Source organism: Xanthomonas hydrangeae (assembly GCF_032697525.1).
GTDB classification, from domain to species: Bacteria; Pseudomonadota; Gammaproteobacteria; order Xanthomonadales; family Xanthomonadaceae; genus Xanthomonas; species Xanthomonas hydrangeae.
In genome coordinates this window covers 938,426-960,874 of sequence record NZ_CP103836.1, presented here as the reverse complement: position 1 = coordinate 960,874, position 22,449 = coordinate 938,426, and the positions used below count along the sequence as shown (strand labels likewise).

Sequence of the window (22,449 nt, the reverse complement as noted above, 5' to 3'; positions counted from 1 at the left end):
ACGGTCGTTGCTTGCAGGAATGGACTCGGGCGCGAGACGGCATTGTCGACCTCACGTACGAAAGAGCGTACGCCTAGCGCCGCTCCGGCATGCACGGCAGGCGCACCGTCACCCGCAGACCGCCGCCCGCACGGTTGTCCAGGCGCAGGTCGCCGCCATGCGCCAGCACGATGCTGTGCGCCACCGACAAGCCCAGCCCGATGCCGCCGGTATCGCGGTTGCGCGAAGACTCGCCACGTACGAACGGCAGCAGCAACTGTTCGCGCTGGGTCGGGTCGATGCCGGGGCCGTCGTCGTCGATCCACAGTACGCCGTCCTCGCCATCGCGCTGCAGCTGCAGGCGCGCGCGTTTGCCGTACTTCAGTGCGTTTTCCAGCAGGTTCATCACCGCGCGGCGCAAGGCCAGCGGGTCGCCATCCAGGGTGATCTCCGGGCCGGGCAGCAGCTCGGCCTCGGCGCCGATGTCGGTGGCATTGTCGACCACGCTTTCCACCAGCAGGCGCAGATCCAGCGGCGCGCGCTTGCCGCGGTGGCGATCGTTCTGGATGAAATCCAGCGCGGCGGAAATCATCGCCTTCATCTCGTCGATGTCGGCCAGTGCCTTGTCGCGTAGCGGAGGCTGCAGGCCGTCCAGACGGAACGACAGGCGCGCCAGCGGCGTGCGCAGGTCGTGCGCGATCGCCGCCACCATGTGGGTGCGCTCGTTGATCAGGCGGTTCAGGCGTGCCTGCATCGCATTGAACGAGTCGGCTGCGCGCACGATCTCCGGCGGGCCGCTGCGTTGCAAGGCGGCGGCATCCGGATTGCGGCCCAGCCGGTCGGCGGCCTCGGCAAAGCGCTTGATCGGCGCCGACAGCGCACGCGAGAACCACCACGCCAGCGGCACGTTGGCCAGCAGGCCGGCCAGGAACAGCAGCACCACGTGGGTCTTGAACTCGGCCGACAGCCGCCGTGGCGGCGATTCCACCGTGCGCCAGCGGCCATCGGGCTGCTGCAGCGCGGCGGTGAAGCCATCCAGCAAGGGCACCCCCGGGGTCAGTCGCTCGCTTTCCCAGGCACCGGGGGCATCGTCCGGGCGCAGCCCGTTGCCGAACGGCGAGGCGCCAGGGTGGCGATCGCGGGGCCAATCCCCCGGCTCTGGCGGCGATCGCTGCAAGGCAGCGCGGCGATTGCCGTCAGGGCTGCCAGCGCCGTCGTTGGCCTCGGACGCCTGCGGTCGGCCCGGCAGCGACATGCCGACGCGCGGGCCCGGGCGATCGTCGGCGCTGCGGTAGAAGCGCACGCGCTGCTCGGGCACATCCAGCCAATGCGCCAGCAGCATTTCGGCGAACGCATCGCGCACCTGGCCTGCTGGCGGAAGCGGGGACTGCGCGGACTCGCGCACCGTCAAGGTCTGGGTACCGGCCGGCATGCGCGTGGACAGCAACGCCACCACCTCCGGCGGATGCACCGGCGGCTCGTAGACCGGGGTGCGCATCACCAGCAGGGCGATGCCGACCGCCTGGGCGGTGAGCAGGGCCACCGCCAGCAACACGAAGGTACGCGCAAAGATCGACAGCCCGCGACGTGCCGGGTTGCTCACAGACGCGAGACGCCCGGCAGCAGCATGTAGCCTTCGTTACGCACCGTGCGAATCAACTCGGTATGCACGCGCTCGTTGATCTTGCGCCGCAGCCGGCTGATCTGGCTGTCTATGGCGCGGTCGTAGACGTCGGTGTCGCGGCCACGGGCGTAGTCCAGCAACTGGTCGCGGCTCAGCACCCGCTGCGGATGCTCGACGAAGGTGCGCAGCAGCGCGAACTCGCCATCGGAGAGGTTGATGAAGATGCCGGTGGGGTCGCGCAGGTCGCGGCGCACCACATCCAGCCGCCAGCCGGCGAACTCGTAGACGTTGCCGCGGTGGTCGGCCTGCTCGTTACTGGCCTGGCTGCGGCGCAGCAGGGCGCGCACCCGGGCCAGCAATTCGCGTGGATTGCAGGGTTTGGCCAGGTAATCGTCGGCGCCCACTTCCAGGCCGATGATGCGGTCGGTGTCGTTGCCCAACGCGCTGAGCATGATGACCGCGGGTGAACCGCGCTCGCTGGCCAGGGCCCGGGCCGCGCTCAGCCCGTCTTCTCCGGGCATCATCACGTCGAGTACGATGAGGTCCGGGCGGCGCTGCGCGATGCTCTTGCGCATCTCCGCCACGTTTTCGGCAACGTCCACCTGGTAGCCGTGGGCGCTCAGGAACTCGCCGATCAGCTTGCGCAGGTCCGGGTCGTCGTCAACCACAAGAACGCAGGGTTGTTGCAGGTCCATGGAGGTCATCGTCGGTGGCGCGGAGGTTTGGCCGCGCAGGGTGGTGGCTACCGGATACATGGTGCTCGCAGTTGCAAGGCTGGAGCACGCATCATAATGATTGAATTTGTCATCCATTGGCACACGTGTGACGCGACATGACAGAACCGGACATCGCCAAGGAAGCCATCACCTCGACACTGTGCCGCTGCAACGGCGAGTACGCGCATGACAAGGCGTTTCCGATGATGCGGGTGATCAGCCGCGACAATGGCGTGGGCCTGACCCGCGACATGGTGCTGATGGCGCAGACCCTGCGTGCTGGCGGTGTGCCGGTACAGGAAGTGGGATTCACCAGCCAGCGGGTGCACGACACCCTGCGCGAAACCCGTCTATGGGCCAGCCGCGCGCTGTTCGGGCGGGTGCCGGTGCAGATCTTTTCCGAACGCGTGTATGCGCGCTGCCTGCCGCTGGGCCGGACCAATCTGCTGGTACCCAATCCGGAGTGGATGCTTCCCAAGTGGCTGCCACGGCTGCCGCAGTTCGACGCGGTGTTGTGCAAGACCCATCACGCCGAGCGGATCTTTCGCAATCTGGGCTGCACTACGCGGTTCATCGGATTCACCAGCCCGGATCGATACGATCCAAAGGTGCTGCGTCAGCGTGCATTCTTCCATCTTGCCGGGCGCAGCACCGCCAAGGGCACCCGCGTGCTGCTGGAGACCTGGAAGCAGCATCCGGAGTGGCCGCTGCTGACCGTGGTGCAGAGCCCGCGCACCGCCGGCAAACCGGTGGTTGCTGCGAACATCGATCACCGGGTCCGCTATATCGATGATGCCGGCCTACGCCGGCTGCAGAACGCGCATCTGTTCCATATCTGCCCGTCAGAAGCCGAAGGTTTCGGTCATTACCTGATGGAAGCGTTGAGCGTGGGCGCGGTGACATTGGCGACCGACGGCGAGCCGATGAACGAATTGGTCAGGCCCGAGCACGGCGTGCTGATTCCGGTGGCCGACGTGCGCCAGCGGCGTCTGGCCTCGTATTACTACGTCGATGCGGCGGGAATCGCGCACGCGGTGGAAACCGCATTGGCGTTGCCACAGGCGCAGCTGGATCAGTTATCGGCCAATGCGCGTGCCTTCTATCAGGCCAACGATGCCGCCTTCGCTGTGCGCTTTCGCGCTGCGGTGATGGCATCGCTGCCTGAAAATGCCGCTGACGCCGCCGTCAGCGTGGCACCGGCCGTCGTCGAGAACTGACGCATCAGCGCTTGCGCTTTTGTGCAGCAGGGATGCGGCACGATCAGCGCATGCCGTCGCACGCCTGCGCTTGGCGGATGGCGACACGCGCGCGACACATGCGCGGCACACGCACATGCAAGGCTTTGCTGGACGAAAGCGCGGGCGTTGCCCGCCCTGCCACGTGCATGCACGACGCACACGTGTGCATCCATCCAGGGAGATCGACGATGGTCCAAACACGCCCCAGCTTTGCCGTCACCGCTGCGCTGCTTGCTGCGCTGAGCCTGGCCGGCTGCGCCAGCCTCTGCGGCGCTCCAGGTGGCGCGCCGCCGCCACCGCCGCCGCCTGAGCGCGGCCATCATGGCCCACCGCCGCCGCGCGATCCCGAATTCGATGCAGCGCTGCAGGCCTGCGCTACGGCGCAAGACATCGCGTTGCCGGTGCCGGATGCGCCACCGCCTGGACCGCTGCCGTCATCGTTGCTGCAATGCCTGGAAGCGGAGGGATTCGAGCCGCCGCCGCGTCACGGCTGAGACCGATGCGCGCAGGTGCCTTGCCGCTAGCGGACGTTGCCGTAGAGCAAAACTGCAGGCGTTTCGCCGGATAACGCTGCAAACCAGTGACCACCACCTTGCGGTCGCGTCGGCTGCGCATCCAAAGACGCGGGCTTGCGCGTGCACCGGCACGGCAGATGTCGAGCACGCTACTACAGCCTCTTCGCTCGCGATTACGCATTGTGTCGCTTCACTTTGGCGAGAGATCGGATAATGCGCGCAGGGAGAAACCAGTCACGATGAAACATGCGCCTGGCGAGCAGATCGACAACGTGGAAAGTGTCGAAAGCGCTGCAAGCATGCTGGAAGAGCTGGCCGGCATGCGAGAATTGCACGCGCTACAGGTCAGCCTTGCAGCGCAGAGCGACATGCGTGTAGCGCTGCAGGACATCACCGCGCTTGCCTGCACGTTCGCGCGCACCGAGTGCGGTTGCGTGCAACTGGTCGACGAGCACAGCAACGACATGGAGCTGCGTGTCTATCGCGGCCATGACGAGCGCAGCCCGTTCGTGCAGCAGTTCTTGAAGGACGGTTTTCAGGCGACCTGCGATACCGTGCGCCGCGAGCGCCGGCAGCTGGTGATCGAAGACATCGAATCGTTCACCCCCCTCAAGGGCACGCCGGATTACGAGGCCGCGCTGTGCAGTGGAATTCATGCTGCGCAGTTCACTCCGCTGTTCAATCGTGCCGGCGTGTTGCTCGGTTTGCTCAGTACGCAATTCACCCTGCCGTATCGGCCGGCAGAGCATGAACTCAGGTTGCTCGAGCTGCTTGCATGGACCGCCGCCGACTATGTCGAACGCAATCGTGCTCAGGCGGCATTGCGGACCAGCGAGTCGCGGCTGGCCGCGTTGTCGCTGGCAAGTTCCGAAGTGCATTACCGGATGAGCCCGGATTGGGGCGAGATGCGCACATTGACCGGGAAAGGCTTTCTGGCCGACACGGTCGATCCCCATCGCGCCTGGCTGATGGATTACATTCCCGATGACGATCGGGCAATGGTGCGGCAAAAGATCGATGCCGGCATCCATGCAAAGACACCGATCATTTTCGAACATCGTGTACGACGTGCGGACGGCAGCCTGGCCTGGATCGCCACCAAGGGCGTGCCGGCACTGGATGCGGAGGGAAACATCACCGAATGGTTCGGCACCGCCGCCGACATCACCGCACGCAAGCAGGCCGAACAACGCCTGCGCGATAGCGAGGCGCGGCTGGCGCTGGTGCTCGATCAGATTCCGATCGGCGTCGGTCTGTTCGATACGCAAGGCCGTTTCACGTACAAGAACCCGCAGCTGAGCGATCGGTTGACCGATCGCATTCCCTCGCGCGATAGCGTGCACGCAGACGAGTGGCAGGGTATCGACCAGCAAGGCAACCCGGTGCCACCGCAGCAGTTTCCCGGTGCGCGCGCTTTACGCGGCGAAGACACCACAGCGCCGATCGATTTCCGCCACCTCGATGGGACCGCCGAATGTTGGTTACGTGTCACTGCGGTCGCATTGCGCGATGGCAGCAGGGTGACCGGTGGATTGACCGTGGTGCAGGACGTGACCGGACAACGCCGGGTGCAGGCGGAACTGGGCATGCTGGCCGAGCGTAACCGCGACATTCTGGAAAGCATTTCCGATGCGTTCTATGGCGTCGATGCGCAGTGGCGCTTTACCTATATCAATCGCAAGGCCGAGGCGCTGTGGGGACGCTCGCGTGCGCAATTGCTGGGCAAGGTGATCTGGGACGAGTTCGCCGCATTGATCGGCTCTGCAACGCACACCGCGCATTTGCAGGCCGCGCAAACGCGGCAGATGGTTCGCCTGGATGTCGCCTCGCCGGTGCTGGGGCATTGGGTCGACATCAGTCTGTATCCCACCAGCGATGGCGGCATGTCGGTGTATTTTCGCGATATCTCCGACAAGAAACGTGCGCAGGAGCTGCTGCGTGCCAGTGAAGAGCGCTTCCGCACCGCATTGACGATCGAAACCGTGGGCGCGACATATTTCGATATGGATGGCCGCCTGACCGATGCCAACGATGCGTTCTTGAAGATGAGCGGCTACAGCCGTGCAGATGTTGAAGCCGGTACGCTCAACTGGCAGAACCTGACCCCGGCGACAGCGCGTGAGTTGACCGCGCACGCCTTTCAAGAGTTGAAGGCCAAGGGCAGCACCACGCCCTATGAGCGCGAATATCTGCGCAAGGACGGTTCGCATCGCTGGGCGTTGTTCGCCGCCAAGCGGCTGCCGGATGGAACCGGTTTCGAATTCGTGCTCGACATCACCGACCGCAAGCTGGCCGAAGCGGCGTTGCGCGAGGTGCAGGATCGCAATGCGTTCCTGTTGAAGCTGTCCGATGCGCTGCGGCCGCTGAGCGACCCGGCCGCCATCCAGGGCAACGCCGCGTGCGTGCTGGGCGAGCACTTGCATGCAGGCCGCGCGTACTACGTTGAAGTGGATCGCAAAACGCAGCAGTACGTGGTGGAACGCGATTGGCATCAACCCGGCGAAACCAGTCATGCGCGGCGCTTCGCGCTGAGCGATTGGCCGATGCCCTGGCTGACCGACGCGCAGACATGGGTGGTGCGCGACATTGCCATCGATGCGGCATTGCCCGATGACCAGCGCGCGGCCTATCTGGGCAATGCCATCGGTGCGCTGATCGTGGTGCCGCTGATCAAGAGCGGCCAGCTGGTTGCCAGCTTCGTGGTCAATCAGCGCACTGCGCGCGATTGGACGGCCGCCGAGATCCGGCTGGCCGAAGAAACCGCAGAGCGCACCTGGGCATCACTGGAGCGCGCACGCGCGCAGGGCGCGCTGATCGAAAGCGAAGAGCGTTACCGCGTGATTCTTGAAAACGCGCTGGATTACGCGATCTTTACCACCGACACCAGCGGCCACATCCAGACCTGGCCCCCTGGTGCCGAAGCGGTGTTCGGCTGGACCGCCGAAGAAGCGGTGGGTCAACACATCGCCATGACCTTCGTTGCAGAAGATCGCCTGGCCGGGGTGCCGCAGCGCGAGATCGAACAGGCGCACCACACCGGCTTTGCCCCCAATGTCCGCTGGCATCAATGCAAAGACGGCCGCCGCGTCTTCATCGAAGGGGCGACCCGGCCGCTGCGCGATGGCGGTGTCGAGCCGCTGGGGTATCTCAAGATCGGCCAGGACGTCACCCGCCGCCGGGAGTGGGAAGATCGCCAGCAGGTGTTGCTGGCCGAACTGCAGCACCGCACGCGCAACCTGATGGGCGTGGTACGTGTGGTCTTCAATCGCACCCAGCGCAGCAGCAAGACCATCGCCGAGCTGGCGCTGATCTACAACGACCGTCTGGACGCGCTGGCGCGCGTGCAGGGATTGCTCTCGCGCTTGAACGACGGCGATCGCATCCTGTTCGATGCGTTGATCCATGTCGAACTCTCGGCGATGGGCGCGATCGACGCGCAAGGCCAGGGTGAGCAGGTGGTGCTGGATGGCCCCAGCGGCGTGCGTCTGCGCTCCAGCACCGTGCAGACGTTTGCGCTGGCGCTGCATGAGCTGGCGACCAATGCCAACAAGTACGGCGCGCTCGCCCAACCCGGCGGCCAGCTGCAGGTGCGTTGGCGCCTGCTGCGCACCGGTAACGGCACGCGGCTGCGGATCGAATGGAGCGAAACCGGCGTGACCATGCCAACGCCCGGCGAAGCGCCACAAGGCTCAGGGTACGGCCGCGAGCTGATCGAGCGCGCGCTGCCGTATCAACTGCAGGCCGAAACCACTTATGAGCTGGGCCCGGATGGGGTGCGCTGCACCATCGAGCTGCCGGTATCGGAAAGCATGCGTCTGGAGGGGGATGAGGGATGACGCTGGATGCTGCACATGCACACATCAGCCTCCGTCATGCTGCACTGCGGCCACTTCGCTGATTTGCGGTCGAGGATTTCCTGCGCAGGGCAGAACTTCGATCTGTGCGTGTCTGTGCACAGGCCGCGCCACAGTCCCTGCTGGCGGCATTCTCGCGCGCATCTGCGTTGATCGGACATCACGTTGCCAGCTGGCATCTCGACACAACGCCCCGACGCCCATGGCTTTTTTCGTCCGAATCCATATACTGCCCCCCAGTATTTGGACCGGAGCCGCCATGCCGCATTCGCCGCAAGAGAAAAAGCGGGCGCTAGCACGCGTGCGTCGCTTGCGCGGGCAGTGCGATGCACTTGAGCGGGCGCTGCAGGCAGGCGCAGACTGCGCGCCTGTCTTGCAGCAGATCGCCGCGATCCGGGGGGCCGTGAATGGGCTGATGTCGCAGGTGCTTGAAGCGCATATCCGGGAAGATTTCGGGCATGCCGCAACGTCCGATGCGCAACGCGCCGAGCGGGTGCAGGAATTGCTCGGCCTGGTCCGGTCCTACCTCAAATGAACTCCCACCGGGTCGGCGCATGCCGCACCCGTCCTTGAATCTCATCGTCAGGAGCGTTATCCAATGAAATCCCGTGCAGCAGTTGCATTCGGACCCGGCAAGCCGCTGGAAATCGTCGAAATCGACGTCGCACCGCCGAAGGCCGGCGAAGTGCTGGTCCGCATCACCCACACCGGCGTCTGCCACACCGATGCGTTCACGCTGTCTGGCGACGACCCGGAAGGCATCTTCCCGTCCGTGCTGGGCCACGAAGGCGGCGGCATTGTCGAGCAAGTGGGCGAGGGCGTCACCAGCGTCAAGGTCGGCGATCACGTGATCCCGCTGTACACCGCCGAATGCCGCAAGTGCAAATTCTGCCTGTCCGGCAAGACCAATCTCTGCCAGGCGGTGCGCGCCACGCAGGGCAAGGGCCTGATGCCGGACGGCACCACGCGTTTCTCCTACAACGGTGAGCCGATCTATCACTACATGGGCTGCAGCACCTTCAGCGAGTACACCGTGGTGCCGGAGATTTCGCTGGCCGTGGTCAACCCGGAAGCGCCGCTGGAAAAGGTCTGCCTTCTCGGTTGTGGCGTCACCACCGGTATTGGTGCCGTGCACAACACTGCCAAGGTCAAGCCGGGCGAAAGCGTGGCGGTGTTCGGCCTGGGCGGTATTGGTCTGGCGGTGATCCAGGGCGCGGTGCAGGCCAAGGCCGGGCGCATCCTGGCCATCGATACCAACCCGGGCAAGTTCGACCTGGCACGCAGCATGGGCGCCACCGATTGCATCAACCCCAAGGACTACGACAAGCCGATCCAGGAGGTCATCGTCGAGTTGACCGATGGCGGCGTGGACTTCAGTTTCGAGTGCATCGGCAACGTCAACGTGATGCGGTCGGCGTTGGAGTGTTGCCACAAGGGCTGGGGCGAGAGCGTCATCATCGGCGTGGCCGGTGCCGGCCAGGAAATCAGTACCCGTCCGTTCCAGCTGGTGACCGGCCGCGTGTGGCGCGGCTCGGCCTTCGGTGGTGTCAAGGGACGTACCCAATTGCCGGGCATGGTGGAGCAATCGATGAAGGGCGAGATCGATCTGGACCCGTTCATCACCCACACCATGCCGCTGGAAGAGATCAACGAGGCCTTCCACCTGATGCACGAAGGCAAGTCGATCCGCACCGTGATCCATTTCTGACCGTACGGCCAGAATCGGCGCGCGGCCGCTTCCGCGCACGTGGTACCCGATACTCCGGGAGGGGCATGATGACCAGCGTCTCGATTCATCCTTCGGTAGACAGTGGTGTTGCGCGTGGAGGTACAGAAAGCTTTCAGGGGGGAACCCTTGAATGTCATTGCGCCAGCGACAAGGTGACCGTGGACGTGGGTGCGCAGACCGCGCATAACCACGCCTGCGGTTGCAGCAAATGCTGGAAGCCGGAAGGCGCGACCTTTTCGGTGATTGCAGTGGTGCCGCGCGACAAGGTCACGGTCACCGCGCATGCGGAGAAGCTCAAGATCGTCGACGAAAGCGCGGCGATCCAGCGCCACGCCTGTACCGGTTGCGGCGTGCATATGATTGGCCGCATCGAGAACAAGGACCATGCGTTTTATGGTCTGGACTTCATCCATACCGAGTTGTCGCAGCAGTCGGGCTGGTCGCCGCCGGGCTTTGCGGCGTTCGTGTCCTCCATCATCGAAACCGGCACGCCGCCGGATCACATGGACGGCGTACGCGCGCGCCTCAACGAGCTCGGCTTGACCCCGTACGACTGCCTGTCGCCGGGATTGATGGATGCATTGGCGGCCAATGTGGCACGCCATAAGGGCCTGCTGCACTGATCGCCCAACCCCGCGGCCGGCATCCATGTCGGCCGCAGGTTTTTATCGAAGGAATCTCATGGAACGTATCGAACACCGTGCCTGCTTCGGCGGTTGGCAAGACGTCTACCGGCACCAGTCGCAGAGCTTGAACTGCAGCATGCAGGTGGGCGTGTATCTGCCACCGCAGGCCGCCGATGGCCCGCTGCCGGTGCTGTACTGGCTCAGCGGGCTGACCTGCACCGAGCAGAATTTCATCAGCAAGGCCGGCGCGCAACGTTATGCCGCCGAGCATGGCGTGATTCTGGTCGCGCCGGATACCAGCCCGCGTGGCGACGAGGTGGCCGACGCGGACGGCTACGACATCGGCAAGGGCGCTGGTTTCTATGTCGACGCCACCGAGCCGCCATGGGCGGCGCACTACCGCATGTACGATTATGTGGTGAACGAATTGCCGGCGTTGATCGAAGCGACCTTCCACACCACCGGCGCGCGCGCGATCAGCGGCCACTCGATGGGCGGGCACGGCGCCTTGACCATCGCATTGAAGAATCCGGGCCGCTATCGCAGCGTGTCTGCATTTTCACCGATCGTCGCGCCGAGCCAGGTGCCATGGGGCGAGAAGGCGTTTGGCCAGTATCTGGGGCCGGACCGTGATGCATGGAAAGCGTATGACGCCACTGCGTTGATCGCACAGACGCAGGAGCGCTTGCCGCTATTGATCGATCAGGGCGACGCGGATGAATTTCTCGAAAACCAGTTGAAAACTGCGTTATTCGAGGAAGCTGCACAGACCGCTGGTTATCCGGTCACGGTGCGGCTGCAGCCTGGTTACGACCATAGCTATTACTTCATCTCGAGTTTTATCGGCGAGCATATTGCGCATCATGCTGCGGCGTTGCGTGGTTGATTTTTTCGTTGCGTGAGTAATGGCTGGTTGAGTGAGTAACGGAGCGCGTGTTCCGGGATGGCGAAAGGTTTCCGGGATGGCGAAAGGTGGCGCGCCCGGCGCCTGGCATTGCTGTGTTGCGTGCGCTGGTGTCATGAGTAAAGCGGCAACCTGATGTCCCTTCTCCCCTCGGGAGAAGGTGCCCCGCAGGGGCGGATGAGGGTACGAGCGAAGCCTAGTGCAGTTTGAAAGTGACGACGGCTTCGCCCCGTACCCTCACCCCAACCCCTCTCCCGTGGGGAGAGGGGCTCGCCATTGCGCATCTGAAAGTTCGCCTCAAGTAGGTGCGGCGACATCGTTGTTGTTATTCAACAGCAACAGCAACACAGCAACACAGCAACAGCCAACGCCAATTCAAAAGTTGATGCCAACAACGAAGCTAACGCGCCACCTGCGCCGCAAGCTTGCCCAATCGTCGCATTGCACGTTCCAGCGTGTCGCTCCACGGCTGGCCGCAGGTCAGGCGTAGATGATCTGTGTAGTCGCCGCGGCTGGAGTACAGATGGCCCGGCGAGGTGCCGATACCTTCGGCCAATGCGGCTTCGAACAAGGCTTGTCCACTTTCACCGTTCGGTAATTGCAGCCACAGCGAGAGTCCACCGGCCGGGTCGCCCACCCGCGTGCCCTCCGGCCAATGCCGCACGATCGCATCGCGCAGGCGTTGGCCGTTGTCGGCCAGGGTACGGCGTAGCTTGCGCAGATGCCGTTCCAGATCGTGCTGCGCCAGATAATCGGCCAGCGCCAGTTGCGGCAGGCTGGCGCTACCGACGGTGGAAAAGTACTTGGCGCGCACCAAGGCGTCGGTCCAGTCGCCGCCCAGCAACCAACCCACGCGCAGGCCGGGCGACAGTATCTTGGAGAACGAGCCGCAGGTGATCACGTTGGCATGCGTGTCGAAGTGGCGTAGCGGGCGAGGGCGCTGGCCCGACCAATCCAGTTCGCCGTAGATATCGTCTTCGATCACCACGGTGCCGTGGCGCGCGCAGCTGTCGAGCAGTGCGCGCTTGGCACTGTCGGGGGTGAGGCTGCCGTTTGGATTGTTGAAGTTGGGTACCAGCACTGCGGCGCGTACCGGCGTGCGTTGCAGCAGCGCGTCCAGGCGCGCGACATCGATGCCATGGCCGGCGCGGTTGGGGACTTCCAGCACCTTGAGTCGTAACGCGGCCACCGCCTGCAGGATGCCGTGGTAGGTGGGTGTTTCCACCAGCACCACATCGCCTGGTGCGGTGAGGGTGCGCAGTGCCAGGCTGATCGCTTCCATCGCGCCGGCGGTGATCACCACTTCTTCTGCGGCTACCGTGGTTGCACAGTGTACGTAACGTTGTGCGATCTGCCGGCGCAGCACGGCGTGGCCTTGTGGCGGTGCGTAGTCCAGTGCGGCGGTGCGTTGGCGCCGCAACTGACGCGAGAGTGCTGCCGCCAACTGTGCAGCCGGCAACAACGCCGGCGCGGGAGTGGCGGTGTGCAGCGGCAGCAGGCCGGTACGCGCCAGGGTGTCGAGCACGCGCTGCAAGGCAGGGTTGTCGACCATGCCGGGTTTGCGCCGACGCGTTGCAGGTGTAGCGACAGGCAATGCAGAGGCGGTGGTGCGCACGAAGTAGCCGGAGCGCGGCCGCGCCTGCACGCGTCCTTCGCGTTCCAGCTGCAGGCAGGCCTGCACTGCCGTTGCCGTGCTGATGCCGTGATTGGCGGCCAGTTGCCGGATCGAGGGCAGGCGCTCGCCGGCACGCAGGGTACCGCCTTCGATCTGCTGCCGCAGCTGGGTGGCCAGCGATTCGTACAGGAGCATGTGCGGGCGCCCTTTATCTGTATTGGTCAATTTGCAGCCTATCTGAATCTGTCATGGTCGTGTGCTGCGCTGCAGACTGGCTGTGCCCGGTGGGTGCGCCAGGTGTGTGTTCTCTTCTGTGAGGTTGGCCGTGCTGCTTCCTGTGTTTATCGTCGATGCGTTCACTACGGTGCGTTTCAAGGGCAATCCTGCGGCTGTCGTGCCGTTGCAGGACTGGTTGCCGGAGTCGTTGATGCAGGCGATTGCCAGCGAACACAATCTGTCGGAGACCGCATTTTTCGTGCGCGACGAGAGCGGGGTATTCGACATCCGCTGGTTTTCTCCGATCAGGGAGGTCGGCTTCTGCGGGCATGCGACCTTGGCCAGCGCGTTGGTGATTGCCACGCATCAAGGCGCTGCGTTCCCGTTGCGATTGCGCGCGCCGGCGGTTGGTGAGATCGAGGTCGCCAGGGTGGCCGAGAGCACCTTCGAGCTGCGCCTCCCCAATCAGATGCCGTCGCTGGTGCCGGTAGTGCCGCAAGCCTTGTTGGAGTCATTGTCGATCGCGCCACAGGCTGTCTATGCAAACGCGCAGGCCTACATCGCCGTCTACGCCGATGAAGGACAGGTGCGTGAGGTGAGACCCGATCTGGCGCGGATGCTGGCGTTGGCGCCGCGCGATGTGGCGGTCACCGCGCCCGGCGTCGGGCATGACTTCGTCTCGCGCTATTTCTGGCCGGCCAATGGCGGTAGCGAGGATCCGGTGACCGGGTCGATCCATGCCGCGTTGGCGCCGCTGTGGGCACAAACGCTTGGCAAGACGCAGCTGCGCGCGCTGCAGGCATCGGCACGCGGCGGTGAACTCGATTGCCGGGTGGAGCCGCAACATGTGTACGTGCGCGGCAGCGCTGTGCAGTATCTGCAGGGAAGGATTGCGCTATGAGCGTGTCCTTGTCTGCTCAAGCGACCTCGGCGGGCGCAGCGCGACGTGCAATCTGGCAATTGCTGGTGGCCGAAGTGTTGATCGGGTCGGTGGGCGTATTCGTGCACGAAAGTGGGCAGGATCCGGTGACTGCCGTGTTCTACCGCTGCCTGTTCGGTGCGCTGTTTCTGACGGTGTGCGGTTTGATCGGTGGGCAGCTGCGCGGCCTGTGGCGCGAGCGTGCGCTGTTGCGCGATGCGGTCATCAGCGGTGTGTTGCTGGTGCTGAACTGGGTGGCGTTGTTCGCCGGCATGGCGCGCTCGTCGATCGGTGTGGCCACGATGGTCTACCACGTGTTTCCGTTCGTGATGTTGATCCTTGCCGCATTGCTGCAGGGCGAGCGCACGCGGCGTGTCGATCTGGGCTGGACGTTGCTGGCATTCGTCGGTGTGGCCTGTTCGGCCGATCCGGCGCGGCTGTGGCAGGCGGCCGATCGCGGTTATCTGATCGGGATCGCGCTCACCTTGCTGGCGGCATTGTTGTGCGGGGCCTCGTTGCTGATGTCGCGCCGCATCAGCCGCGAGCGGCCGCTGGCGGTGGTGACCGTGCAATGCTGGGTCGGCACCTTATTGCTGGCAGGGTTCTCCAGTGGCGCCGCGCTGCATCCGGGCCTGCACTGGCTGTGGCTGGTGGGCTTGGGCGTGATCCACAGCGGCATCGTGTATGTGCTGTTCTATTCGTCCTATCGCCATCTGCATGTGGCCACGATTGCGGTGCTGGCGTTCTTCTATCCGCTGGTCACGCTATTGCTGGACTATCTGCTCTATGGCCACGCGCTGGTGCCGGTGCAATGGCTGGGCCTGGCGTTGATCGTGATCGGGACGCTGGCGGTGAATCTGAAGTGGCGTTGGCCGCGGCGGGTGGCGGACAACGTGCTGACCTGAGTGGAGTTGCCGCCGCGCCCTACGCGCGGCGACAGCGGACTTCAACGCACGTCGCGCAGTTCCCAGTGATGTCCGGCCAGCGCCTGCATGCGCTGTTTGAGCAGGTCGCCGGGGATGCTGGTGGTGGCGACCAGATCGATCCGCAGGTCGCCCTGCTTGCCGGTGACCGTGGCCGAGGGATCGGTCACGCCGAGGCTGGGATCCACCGCGTCCGGGTCGGCCTGCAGCTGGCGCCAGCGATCAAACCAGGCCGGGTCGCGCAGGGCTGCCTGCAACTGTTCGGCAAAGGCCTCGGCGCCATGTGCGCTGAAGCTCACGCTTGCATCGCCGCCGCGGGCGAGCTTGGGGTCGGGCAGGCTGATCGAATAGCTGACGGGCATGTGCGAAGACTCTGGTGGATGACGTCGCACGTTAGTGCAGCGGCGGTGAGTATTCCGTCGACAGGTGTGCAGGCATGTAGCTCTCTGCGATCCACTTCTACTTGGAACCAAGCTTTTGACCTGTATCTGAAAGACGCTACAACTCGAAATACTGTTTGCGTTGGAGTGGTTGGATGGTGCGGATAGGTCAGGTGTAAAGCGACTGATCTGCGGCTTGGTCGCAGGGTCCTTGCCCGCCCACCATCGTCGCGGGACTCGCCGCAAGTACGTCCGTGTAGGCTCTTACGCGGCATCCATGCCGCGTAAGGTCCCGCGACGGTGGGCGGACAAGGACCAGTCGAGATGGTCGGTGTGCGTGGCTTTCAACGAAGCAACCAGCGAACTCTCTGGTGCGGTGGGGGCACCGCGCACTCGACCAGCTGGGCTTTTGATCTAAAAGTCCGGCTGTATTTGAAAGATGCTACAACTCGAAATATGGTTTGCGTTGGAGTGGTTGGATGGTGCGGATAGATCAGGTGTAAAGCGACTGATCTGCTGCTTGGTCGCAGGGCCCTTGCCCGCCCACCATCGCGGGACACGCCGCAAGTACGTCCGTATAGGCTCTTACGCGGCATCCATGCCGCGTAAGGTCCCGCGACGGTGGGCGGACAAGGACCAGTCGAGATGGTCGGTGTGCAGGGTTTTCAGCAAAGCAACCTGTAAATTCCCCGGTGCGGTGTCCTCGCCGATTGCGGGACCGTGTGGCGGCATGGATGCCGCCACCGAGCCTACATGGACGTACTTGCGGCGTGTCCCGCGAGCGGTGAGGGCACCGCGCCCTCGAATGACTCAGCTTTTGAATACATCTAAACGATTCGACATCATCTCTGTAGCCGTAAGCTGATTGCAGGATGTAGACGAATGAGTTGCAGAGCGATAGCGCTGCCGCTTGGCTGCAAAGCCATCGACCGAGCCTGCTTCAGGCAGAAAACGTATGCGGCCCGGCCGCAAATGCCACTGCCAGTGCGCCCTTGCCCACGTTGACCATGCCGGTCAGGCTCATCACGCTTTCGAACAATTCCACACCGTGGCTCTGGCATGCGGCCTGCAAGGCGGCATAGCCGGGCAGGGCGTGCAACTCGGTCAGCTCGCCGCCGTAGCCTACGCATACGGTGGGCGTCATCAAGCCCTCGCGGAGCTTGCGCACGGTGAAGCCGAACAGCTTCTCTGCGGATGGCTCGAAGCCCTTCAACTTGGCCACCGGTTCGGTGACGCCGCGATACGCGCGCAGCACCGGCTTGATATCCAGCGCACTGCCCAGCGCGGCGCTGATCAAGCCCACGCTGCGATCGCCCTTGGTGCGGGCACGCGCACGCAGGTAATACAGATCGCGCGGAATCATGTAGCCGTAAGTGTGTTCGGCCAGTTGCTCGAGCCGGGCGCGAATCGCCGCAACGCACTGGCCCTGCTCGCGCAGACGCACCGCCTCCACCGCGGTGATGCCCTGGCCTGCGAACAGGTTGAGCGTATCGATCACGCGCAGTGCGAACGGCGAGGTATGGCCGGCCGCCTGGCGGATCGGCTTGTAGTCGTTGAGGATCGCGAAGCTGGCCTGCATGGCGTTATCGAAGATCTGGCTGCGCAGCTTGGAGATGGTCAGGCAGAACACGTGGTCGTAGTCGATGACCAGCCGCTGCAGGAACAGATCGCGGATCTGGTTGACCGAGAACGGTGTGGTCTCCGCCTCGTGACCGCGCTCGGCCACATGCGCGTGCAGGAAGCTCAGCGTGGCCTCTTCATCGCGGTGATCGGCCAGCACTGCTTCGCCGATGCGTACGCTGATCGGCAGCACGATGACGTTGTTGCGTTGGATGAAGTCCTGCGGCAGATCGCACGCACTGTCCACCACGATTCCGATGCGCATCGTCGCCCCCTTCGGCTGTTGCGTCGTCTGTAGTGCGAACGCTATCGCAAAACGGCCGTGGCGCGTAGGACTATCGCCTGGCGCGTCGCTGTCGTGGTGCAAGGTGACGCGTTCATCGGCGTGAGGCGGCGTCGGCCAGTGACGACAGGCAGCAGCCACAGATGCATCGCTCAGGGCATGCACAAGCGATCGCTTGCATGGCGCAATCGCTGCCTGCGCGTGATGCGGCTCTGCACCATTCCTGGTCGTGGCGTTGTGTGCCTTCTGACCGATACATCCTGCTGGCAGCCGATAATGATCACAAACTGAGGACCCGCGCACGCTTCGCGTGCCAGATAGCACCCGCTATGGTGCATGGCGAGCGAGGGCTGCCGGAATTGCTATAGCTCCGCTCACAACGGCGCTGCTAGGGTCCGACGCCACCGCTGCAAGGCGGCTTTCGACAACGCCGTACTGGCGTTGCCGCGCGGAACCCACACGGAGAGTCAACATGCACAACAGCCAATCCAGCACCCTCACTCACACCGGTGCGCAGGCGCCGACCACGCGGCGGCGCGCATCGCGCTGGTGGAAAGCAGCATTGGCGATCGGTCTGGTGGCGCTCGCGCCGGCGGCACTGGCCGGGCCCTACAAGATCTTCGGCAACCACTATGCGTGGGTGAACAATTTCAACGATCCCAACAACATCATCCAGGGCACCTTCGGCACCGGCAGCACGCCGGAGTTGACTGTGACCTTCAACTTCGCCGACTACAACCTCTACGGCTATCCGGCGATCGTGCGCGGCTGGCATTACGACTGGAATCCGACCAGCGACACCTTGTTCCCGAAGCAGATTTCCTCGCTGAGCAAGATCCCGCTCAAGTTCACCTACAGCGCGGGCGGTACCAATCTGGCCGGCGATTTTGCCTATGACATCTTCTTCCGTTGGGATACCGCCAAGGGCAACCCGCAGCTGGAAGTGATGATCTGGGGCGACCACAACTCCTGGCCGATCGGCACGCTGACTGCGAGCAAGGTGATCACTGCCGGTGGACGTACCTTCGACCTGTGGGAAGGCTTCAACTCCGGTGCCGGCTACTACGTCTACACCTTCATCCCGACCGGCACTGCCGGCCAGCCCACGCTCAAGACCAGCGGCAGCCTCAACGTGGATGCCAAGCCGTTCCTCACCTGGCTGCAGACCAACCGGTCCAAGGATGGGCGCTACAACAACAGCATGTATCTGCATGCGGTTGAAGCGGGTTTTGAAGTGGTGCGCGGCAATGGCTGGGCCAAGGTCAGCGCCACGCTCGACGCACAGTAATCTGCAATAACGTGGTCTTGTGCGCGACGCATGCATGCGTCGCGCATCGGATGGGGCCACGGTGATCGGTCTGCAGGGATGGCCACGTCCTCGCCCCGTCAGCGCGAGGGTATCCGTTGCCAGTGGCGCAACTGTGTCGATGGCGCCGGATGCGTAATGGTCGTTCGTTCACCGCTCGGCGCGTTGCGCTGCACGCTGGTGGACGAACGTTTATCCATCCATCATCGGAGTCCACCCCATGCAGTTGCACGCCAGTTTCCGTTCGCTGACGTCTGTTGGTTCCAACCGGTTGCCGCGCGCTGTGGCGTTGGCCTTGGTACTGGTCGCATCCAGCGCCGGCGCCGCTACCGGCGAGACCAAGGTCTACGGCACGCAGTACGCCTACAACAATAATTTCAACGACAAGAACAACAACATCAAGGCGACCTTCGGCTCGGGCAGCACGCCGAGCATGACCGTGACCTACAACCTGCCCAGCGGAACGTTGTATGGGTATCCGGCCATTTGCCGCGGTTGGCACTACACGATGAACCCGGCCACCGACAGCTACTTTCCGCATCAGGTGTCCAAGATCGGCAGCCTGAGCGGCGCAGTGGCGTTCACCACCAGCGGCAGTGGGCAGACCGGTGACTTTGCCTACGATCTGTTCTTCCGCAAGGACGCCAGCAAGGGCGACCCGCAGCTGGAAGTGATGATCTGGGGCGCCAACAATTCCTATCCGCTGGGGACGCTGACCACCGCCAGTGCCATCACCTCCGGCGGCGTCACCTATGACCTGTGGGAAGGCAATAACTCCGCTGCAGGCTATTACGTGTACACCTTCATCCCGCACGGCACCGCGGGCAACAGCAATGCGTTGCCGGCAAAGGGCAATCTCAATGCGGACGTCAAGGCGTTCTTGACCAAGCTGCAGGAGTTGCGTGGTGGCGATGGCCGTTACAGCAACGCGCTGTATCTGCAGGTGGTGGAGGGCGGCTTCGAAGTTACCGGCGGGATGGGTTCGGTGTCGCTGAGTGGGGCGATCACCGCCAAATAAGCGCGGCGATCAACGGCCCGCGCGTAACCAGCGGCTGGAAGCGGCATGCTCCCGCGGACTCAGGCGCAGGGATGGTATGGGACGATTGCAACCAGCGGTCAGGTGCATTCGACGCGCTGCTCAGTGGTTGGTGTCATCGTTCTTGAGCTGTGCCATCCACCGCACGTGTCTGCGTGCGGTGGATGCCGGGCAGGTACTCTTACATCGCCACCAGCTGGATGCTGTCGAACACGAATGCCGGGCTGAGGAAGCCATCGTCCGGCGATCCGGAGGCAACGCCGATTTCGATGCGGTTGCTGCCGGCCTGCAGCGCCGAGGCAGGAATGTCCACCTCGTACAGCGTGTTGTTACCGCGCGTGGTGCCACGGGTGATGCCGCGCGTCTTGGGTTGGTTGGGTGTGGCCTGTATCGGTCCATTCCAGCGCGCATTGACGCTGATCTGCGGACGCGCGCTGACCTGGCTCAGTGATACGAAGATGCGCAGGCGATAGCCACGCACTTCATTGGCCGCCAGGGTGAAGTCGATGCGGTTCGGCGTGTTGATGCTGCGCCACTGCACCGCCGGAAAGCTGCTCACACTGCTGGAGCCAACGGTGTAGGTGACCGGTGCCCAGCTCATGCGTTTGTCGGAGGGATGCGCGCGCGGCAACAGATCCGCATACCGGAAACCGGCGGGCGTGCCATCGGCAATGCCGATCTGCCACTTCGGCGTGCCCGCCAATGCCACTGCCTGTAGCGCGGCTTGCGCCGTCGCATTGGCAAACACTTCGACATCGCGTTGGGCCACTTCCAGTTCGTTCTGGTAGAGCGTCAGGCGATAGCGTCCCGGGCGCACGCCGGCAAGCTGGTAGTCGCCGCTGCCATTGGCCGTGGCCCAGTACTGCGCCTGGTCGCTGCGCAGGCCGACCACGGCGGGCTGGCCGGACAACACGCCGCTGACACGGCCGCTCACCGCACCGCGCCCGGCATCGGCGAGATAACCGCTCAGGCCCAGGCTGGCATCGACAAAGCTGGTGTCCAGTTGCGCGCTGGAGGGCGCAGCGCCATCGGTGAACAGCAGCCCGTACACGCCGTGGAAACCGCCGCGAAACGCCTCGGTCTGGGTGTGGTCGGAATACATGTAGTTGTAGAGCTCATGCGTCACGCGGGTTTTTTGCGTGGCGATGTCCTTGAAAAACGGTCCGCCCGAACTGCGCTCGCGATTGCCCATCAGCATGAACGCCGCAACCCCCGAACCGCTGACCCCATGCACCTTGTCGTCGATCATGCGGCGTGCCGAGTAGAACTTGGAACTGGTGCGTCCATCCGGCAGCAAGAACACATCCTCGCTCTCGACCGGCGTGCCCACGTTGGAATCGGGTTCCTGCTGTGCATTCGGCAGTTTGGCGACATTCAAGCGGGTGACGAAGCGCAGCTCTTCGCCGCCGACCTTCGACAGTGTCGGTGCATAGGTTGCCATGTAGATCGCGTTGCGGCCTGTGCGTGCAATGTAGTACTGGGTCAGGTCGCCGGCCTTGGCCGAGACCACGATCGCCCCACCCACCGTGCGCGCCTCCACGCTGGCGCTACCCAGCCCCGAGGCCAGCTGCGTGCCCTTGGACTCGGTGGTCTGCAACTCGTTGTCGCGATAACGCATCGACACGATGTCGCCATTGCTGGCGTTGACCGAAAACACCAGTTGGGCGCCGGTATCCACGATGAAGCGATCACCGCTGCGGGTGACGCCGAAGGCAGCCATGGCAGGTGTGCTGACGCTTGCGTAGAACAACAGTGCGCATGCCAGGATGCGCAGGGTAGGGCGGGGCATATCGATCTCCGAGTGGGGCGCGCTGTGACGCCGACGCGCGATGCTAGGCGAGCTGGACAGTGACAGCGATGACCACGCGTGCAGAGCGTGCGCCCTGTTCGAAGTGGCGTGCCGAAACGCAGTAGAGGTCACGCTCTCTGTCTGCAACCTGTAGGAACGAAGCGACCGATGGACGGTGTTGCCTGCATTTCACTGCGGTGACATGCGTCAGTACAGCGCGTCGCGCGCCGACTGGATCGCCAGCACCCACTGTTCGCGTTTGCCGATCACGAAGCGATGCTCGCCACCATCGTCCAGTTGAACCACCAGCGAGGTCGGCGCAACCGGCAGCAAGCCGAACAAGCGTGTCCAGCGCAGTTGCATCGCCTCGATCTGCACCAGATGCACGGTCAACGACTGGGTCTGGATATTGAAGGCATGCGGCTGAAAGTGCAGCGCATCGGCAGTGAGGATCAAGCGCCCGCCCACCGCTTCCAAGCCACGTTGCAGATTGGCGGGTGCCTGGCGCAGCACGACGCGGTCGATCGAGCGCAATCCGCTGCCCTGGAACAGCGAGGTCACCGCGGTACCCCTGCCATGCAGGCCGGCCGCGTCTGCCGGTGCAAGGCCGCGACTGTTTCGATCAGTGCCGATGGTGAAGCGCAAGACATACGGTAGACCCGGGGGAGTGCATCACTGCTGCGGATGTCGCCAGGAAGCTGCGGCGACACGGCATGACAGCACATCGCCAATGTATGCCACGCCACCGCCAACCAGATACATCGCCAGATCGTGCAAGGTGGCGGTGTTGCCGAGCGCGATAGATGCGGCGCTGCCGGGACGCAGGCCGAGCCGGTCGGCCAGATGGATCGCCTGCAAGCCTTCGATCACGCACCCGATCGCCACCGCCAGCAGCGCCGCCCAACGCGGTGAGAGCGCAAGCACACCGCGCAAGCCGCAGTAGACCAGGATCACTACCAATACATCGCCCAGGCTGCCGCGCACCCACGGCCCACCGAGCCGACCGGCGCCGATCGCCACTTCGATCAGCAGCACGGCGAGTGCGAGCAGCAGGTACAGCATGCGTGCGCGTGGGGACATCGGCATCAGGGTGTGCCTGCCAGATGACAGCCGTGTGTGCTCTCGGCATGGGTGGCGCCGCGCGGCGCAATCCCCCTTCCTGCGTGGGCAGCGGTGC

General features: G+C 64.1%; 18 protein-coding genes and 2 pseudogenes. 11 read left to right on the top strand and 9 right to left on the bottom strand.

Features of this window, described 5'->3' with window-relative positions; all coding sequences use genetic code 11:
* Positions 1-73: 73 nt before the first annotated feature.
* The 3 genes and pseudogenes from NYR97_RS03880 to NYR97_RS03875 all read right to left on the bottom strand — a co-directional run.
* Positions 74-1,153, bottom strand: a pseudogene (locus NYR97_RS03880) (ATP-binding protein); the annotation flags it as partial.
* 68 nt (positions 1,154-1,221) lie between these two features.
* Positions 1,222-1,582, bottom strand: a pseudogene (locus tag NYR97_RS22380) (two-component sensor histidine kinase); the annotation flags it as partial.
* On the bottom strand, positions 1,579-2,298 hold the full coding sequence (locus NYR97_RS03875) for a response regulator (RefSeq protein ID WP_095575415.1): 720 nt from the start codon (positions 2,296-2,298) through the stop codon (positions 1,579-1,581). The pseudogene NYR97_RS22380 and the gene NYR97_RS03875, both read right to left, overlap by 4 nt.
* A gap of 137 nt (positions 2,299-2,435) precedes the next feature.
* On the opposite strand from NYR97_RS03875, the gene NYR97_RS03870 reads away from it, so the two are divergent.
* From NYR97_RS03870 to fghA, 7 genes are all read left to right on the top strand, one after another.
* Positions 2,436-3,536 (top strand): glycosyltransferase, encoded by a 1,101-nt coding sequence (locus NYR97_RS03870; RefSeq protein ID WP_316696767.1) that lies wholly within the window; start codon positions 2,436-2,438, stop codon positions 3,534-3,536.
* A 209-nt stretch (positions 3,537-3,745) separates the two neighbouring features.
* A complete protein-coding gene (locus tag NYR97_RS03865) occupies positions 3,746-4,051 on the top strand; it encodes a hypothetical protein (RefSeq protein WP_316696766.1) in 306 nt (101 codons plus the stop codon).
* A gap of 260 nt (positions 4,052-4,311) precedes the next feature.
* Entirely contained in the window at positions 4,312-7,908 is a 3,597-nt protein-coding gene (locus NYR97_RS03860) for a PAS domain-containing sensor histidine kinase (protein ID WP_316696765.1), read from the top strand.
* Between the two features lie 277 nt (positions 7,909-8,185).
* On the top strand, positions 8,186-8,461 hold the full coding sequence (locus tag NYR97_RS03855) for a metal/formaldehyde-sensitive transcriptional repressor (protein WP_023905100.1): 276 nt from the start codon (positions 8,186-8,188) through the stop codon (positions 8,459-8,461).
* 63 nt (positions 8,462-8,524) lie between these two features.
* Entirely contained in the window at positions 8,525-9,634 is a 1,110-nt protein-coding gene (locus NYR97_RS03850; protein WP_007974085.1) for an S-(hydroxymethyl)glutathione dehydrogenase/class III alcohol dehydrogenase, read from the top strand.
* 68 nt (positions 9,635-9,702) lie between these two features.
* Positions 9,703-10,278, top strand: coding sequence for an S-(hydroxymethyl)glutathione synthase (gene gfa / locus NYR97_RS03845; protein WP_316696764.1), 576 nt, complete (start codon positions 9,703-9,705; stop codon positions 10,276-10,278).
* 58 nt (positions 10,279-10,336) lie between these two features.
* A complete protein-coding gene (gene fghA / locus NYR97_RS03840; protein WP_316696763.1) occupies positions 10,337-11,167 on the top strand; it encodes an S-formylglutathione hydrolase in 831 nt (276 codons plus the stop codon).
* Between the two features lie 418 nt (positions 11,168-11,585).
* Here the strand turns inward: fghA and NYR97_RS03835 are convergent, their stop codons facing one another.
* A complete protein-coding gene (locus NYR97_RS03835; protein ID WP_316696762.1) occupies positions 11,586-12,995 on the bottom strand; it encodes an aminotransferase-like domain-containing protein in 1,410 nt (469 codons plus the stop codon).
* A 130-nt stretch (positions 12,996-13,125) separates the two neighbouring features.
* On the opposite strand from NYR97_RS03835, the gene NYR97_RS03830 reads away from it, so the two are divergent.
* Together NYR97_RS03830 and NYR97_RS03825 are read left to right on the top strand one after the other, a co-directional pair.
* Positions 13,126-13,917, top strand: coding sequence for a PhzF family phenazine biosynthesis protein (locus NYR97_RS03830; RefSeq protein WP_316696761.1), 792 nt, complete (start codon positions 13,126-13,128; stop codon positions 13,915-13,917).
* The gene (locus NYR97_RS03825) at positions 13,914-14,840 is read left to right on the top strand and encodes a DMT family transporter (protein WP_316696760.1); all 927 of its coding nucleotides are present in this window, start codon (positions 13,914-13,916) and stop codon (positions 14,838-14,840) included. The genes NYR97_RS03830 and NYR97_RS03825 overlap by 4 nt, the downstream gene beginning before the upstream one ends.
* A gap of 41 nt (positions 14,841-14,881) precedes the next feature.
* Here NYR97_RS03825 and NYR97_RS03820 read toward each other — a convergent pair whose 3' ends face one another.
* Positions 14,882-15,220, bottom strand: coding sequence for a hypothetical protein (locus NYR97_RS03820; protein WP_023905094.1), 339 nt, complete (start codon positions 15,218-15,220; stop codon positions 14,882-14,884).
* Positions 15,221-16,178: 958 nt separating this feature from the next.
* The gene (locus NYR97_RS03815) at positions 16,179-17,123 is read right to left on the bottom strand and encodes a DegV family protein (protein WP_316696759.1); all 945 of its coding nucleotides are present in this window, start codon (positions 17,121-17,123) and stop codon (positions 16,179-16,181) included.
* Positions 17,124-17,613: 490 nt separating this feature from the next.
* Between NYR97_RS03815 and NYR97_RS03810 the strand changes: the two genes are divergently transcribed.
* Entirely contained in the window at positions 17,614-18,429 is an 816-nt protein-coding gene (locus NYR97_RS03810; RefSeq protein WP_023905092.1) for a GH12 family glycosyl hydrolase domain-containing protein, read from the top strand.
* A 238-nt stretch (positions 18,430-18,667) separates the two neighbouring features.
* Positions 18,668-19,465 carry a GH12 family glycosyl hydrolase domain-containing protein gene (locus NYR97_RS03805; RefSeq protein ID WP_425613033.1) on the top strand — a complete coding sequence of 266 codons (798 nt, stop codon included), beginning with the start codon at positions 18,668-18,670 and terminating at the stop codon, positions 19,463-19,465.
* A gap of 199 nt (positions 19,466-19,664) precedes the next feature.
* Here NYR97_RS03805 and NYR97_RS03800 read toward each other — a convergent pair whose 3' ends face one another.
* The 3 genes from NYR97_RS03800 to NYR97_RS03790 form a co-directional block, all read right to left on the bottom strand.
* Positions 19,665-21,272: a rhamnogalacturonan lyase B N-terminal domain-containing protein gene (locus NYR97_RS03800; RefSeq protein ID WP_316696758.1), complete on the bottom strand. Its 1,608-nt coding sequence runs from the start codon at positions 21,270-21,272 to the stop codon at positions 19,665-19,667.
* 207 nt (positions 21,273-21,479) lie between these two features.
* Positions 21,480-21,806, bottom strand: coding sequence for a hypothetical protein (locus NYR97_RS03795; protein WP_205394768.1), 327 nt, complete (start codon positions 21,804-21,806; stop codon positions 21,480-21,482).
* A gap of 138 nt (positions 21,807-21,944) precedes the next feature.
* Positions 21,945-22,361, bottom strand: a complete 417-nt coding sequence (locus tag NYR97_RS03790; RefSeq protein ID WP_425613062.1) for a ribosomal maturation YjgA family protein — start codon at positions 22,359-22,361, stop codon at positions 21,945-21,947.
* Between the last annotated feature and the right edge of the window lie 88 nt (positions 22,362-22,449).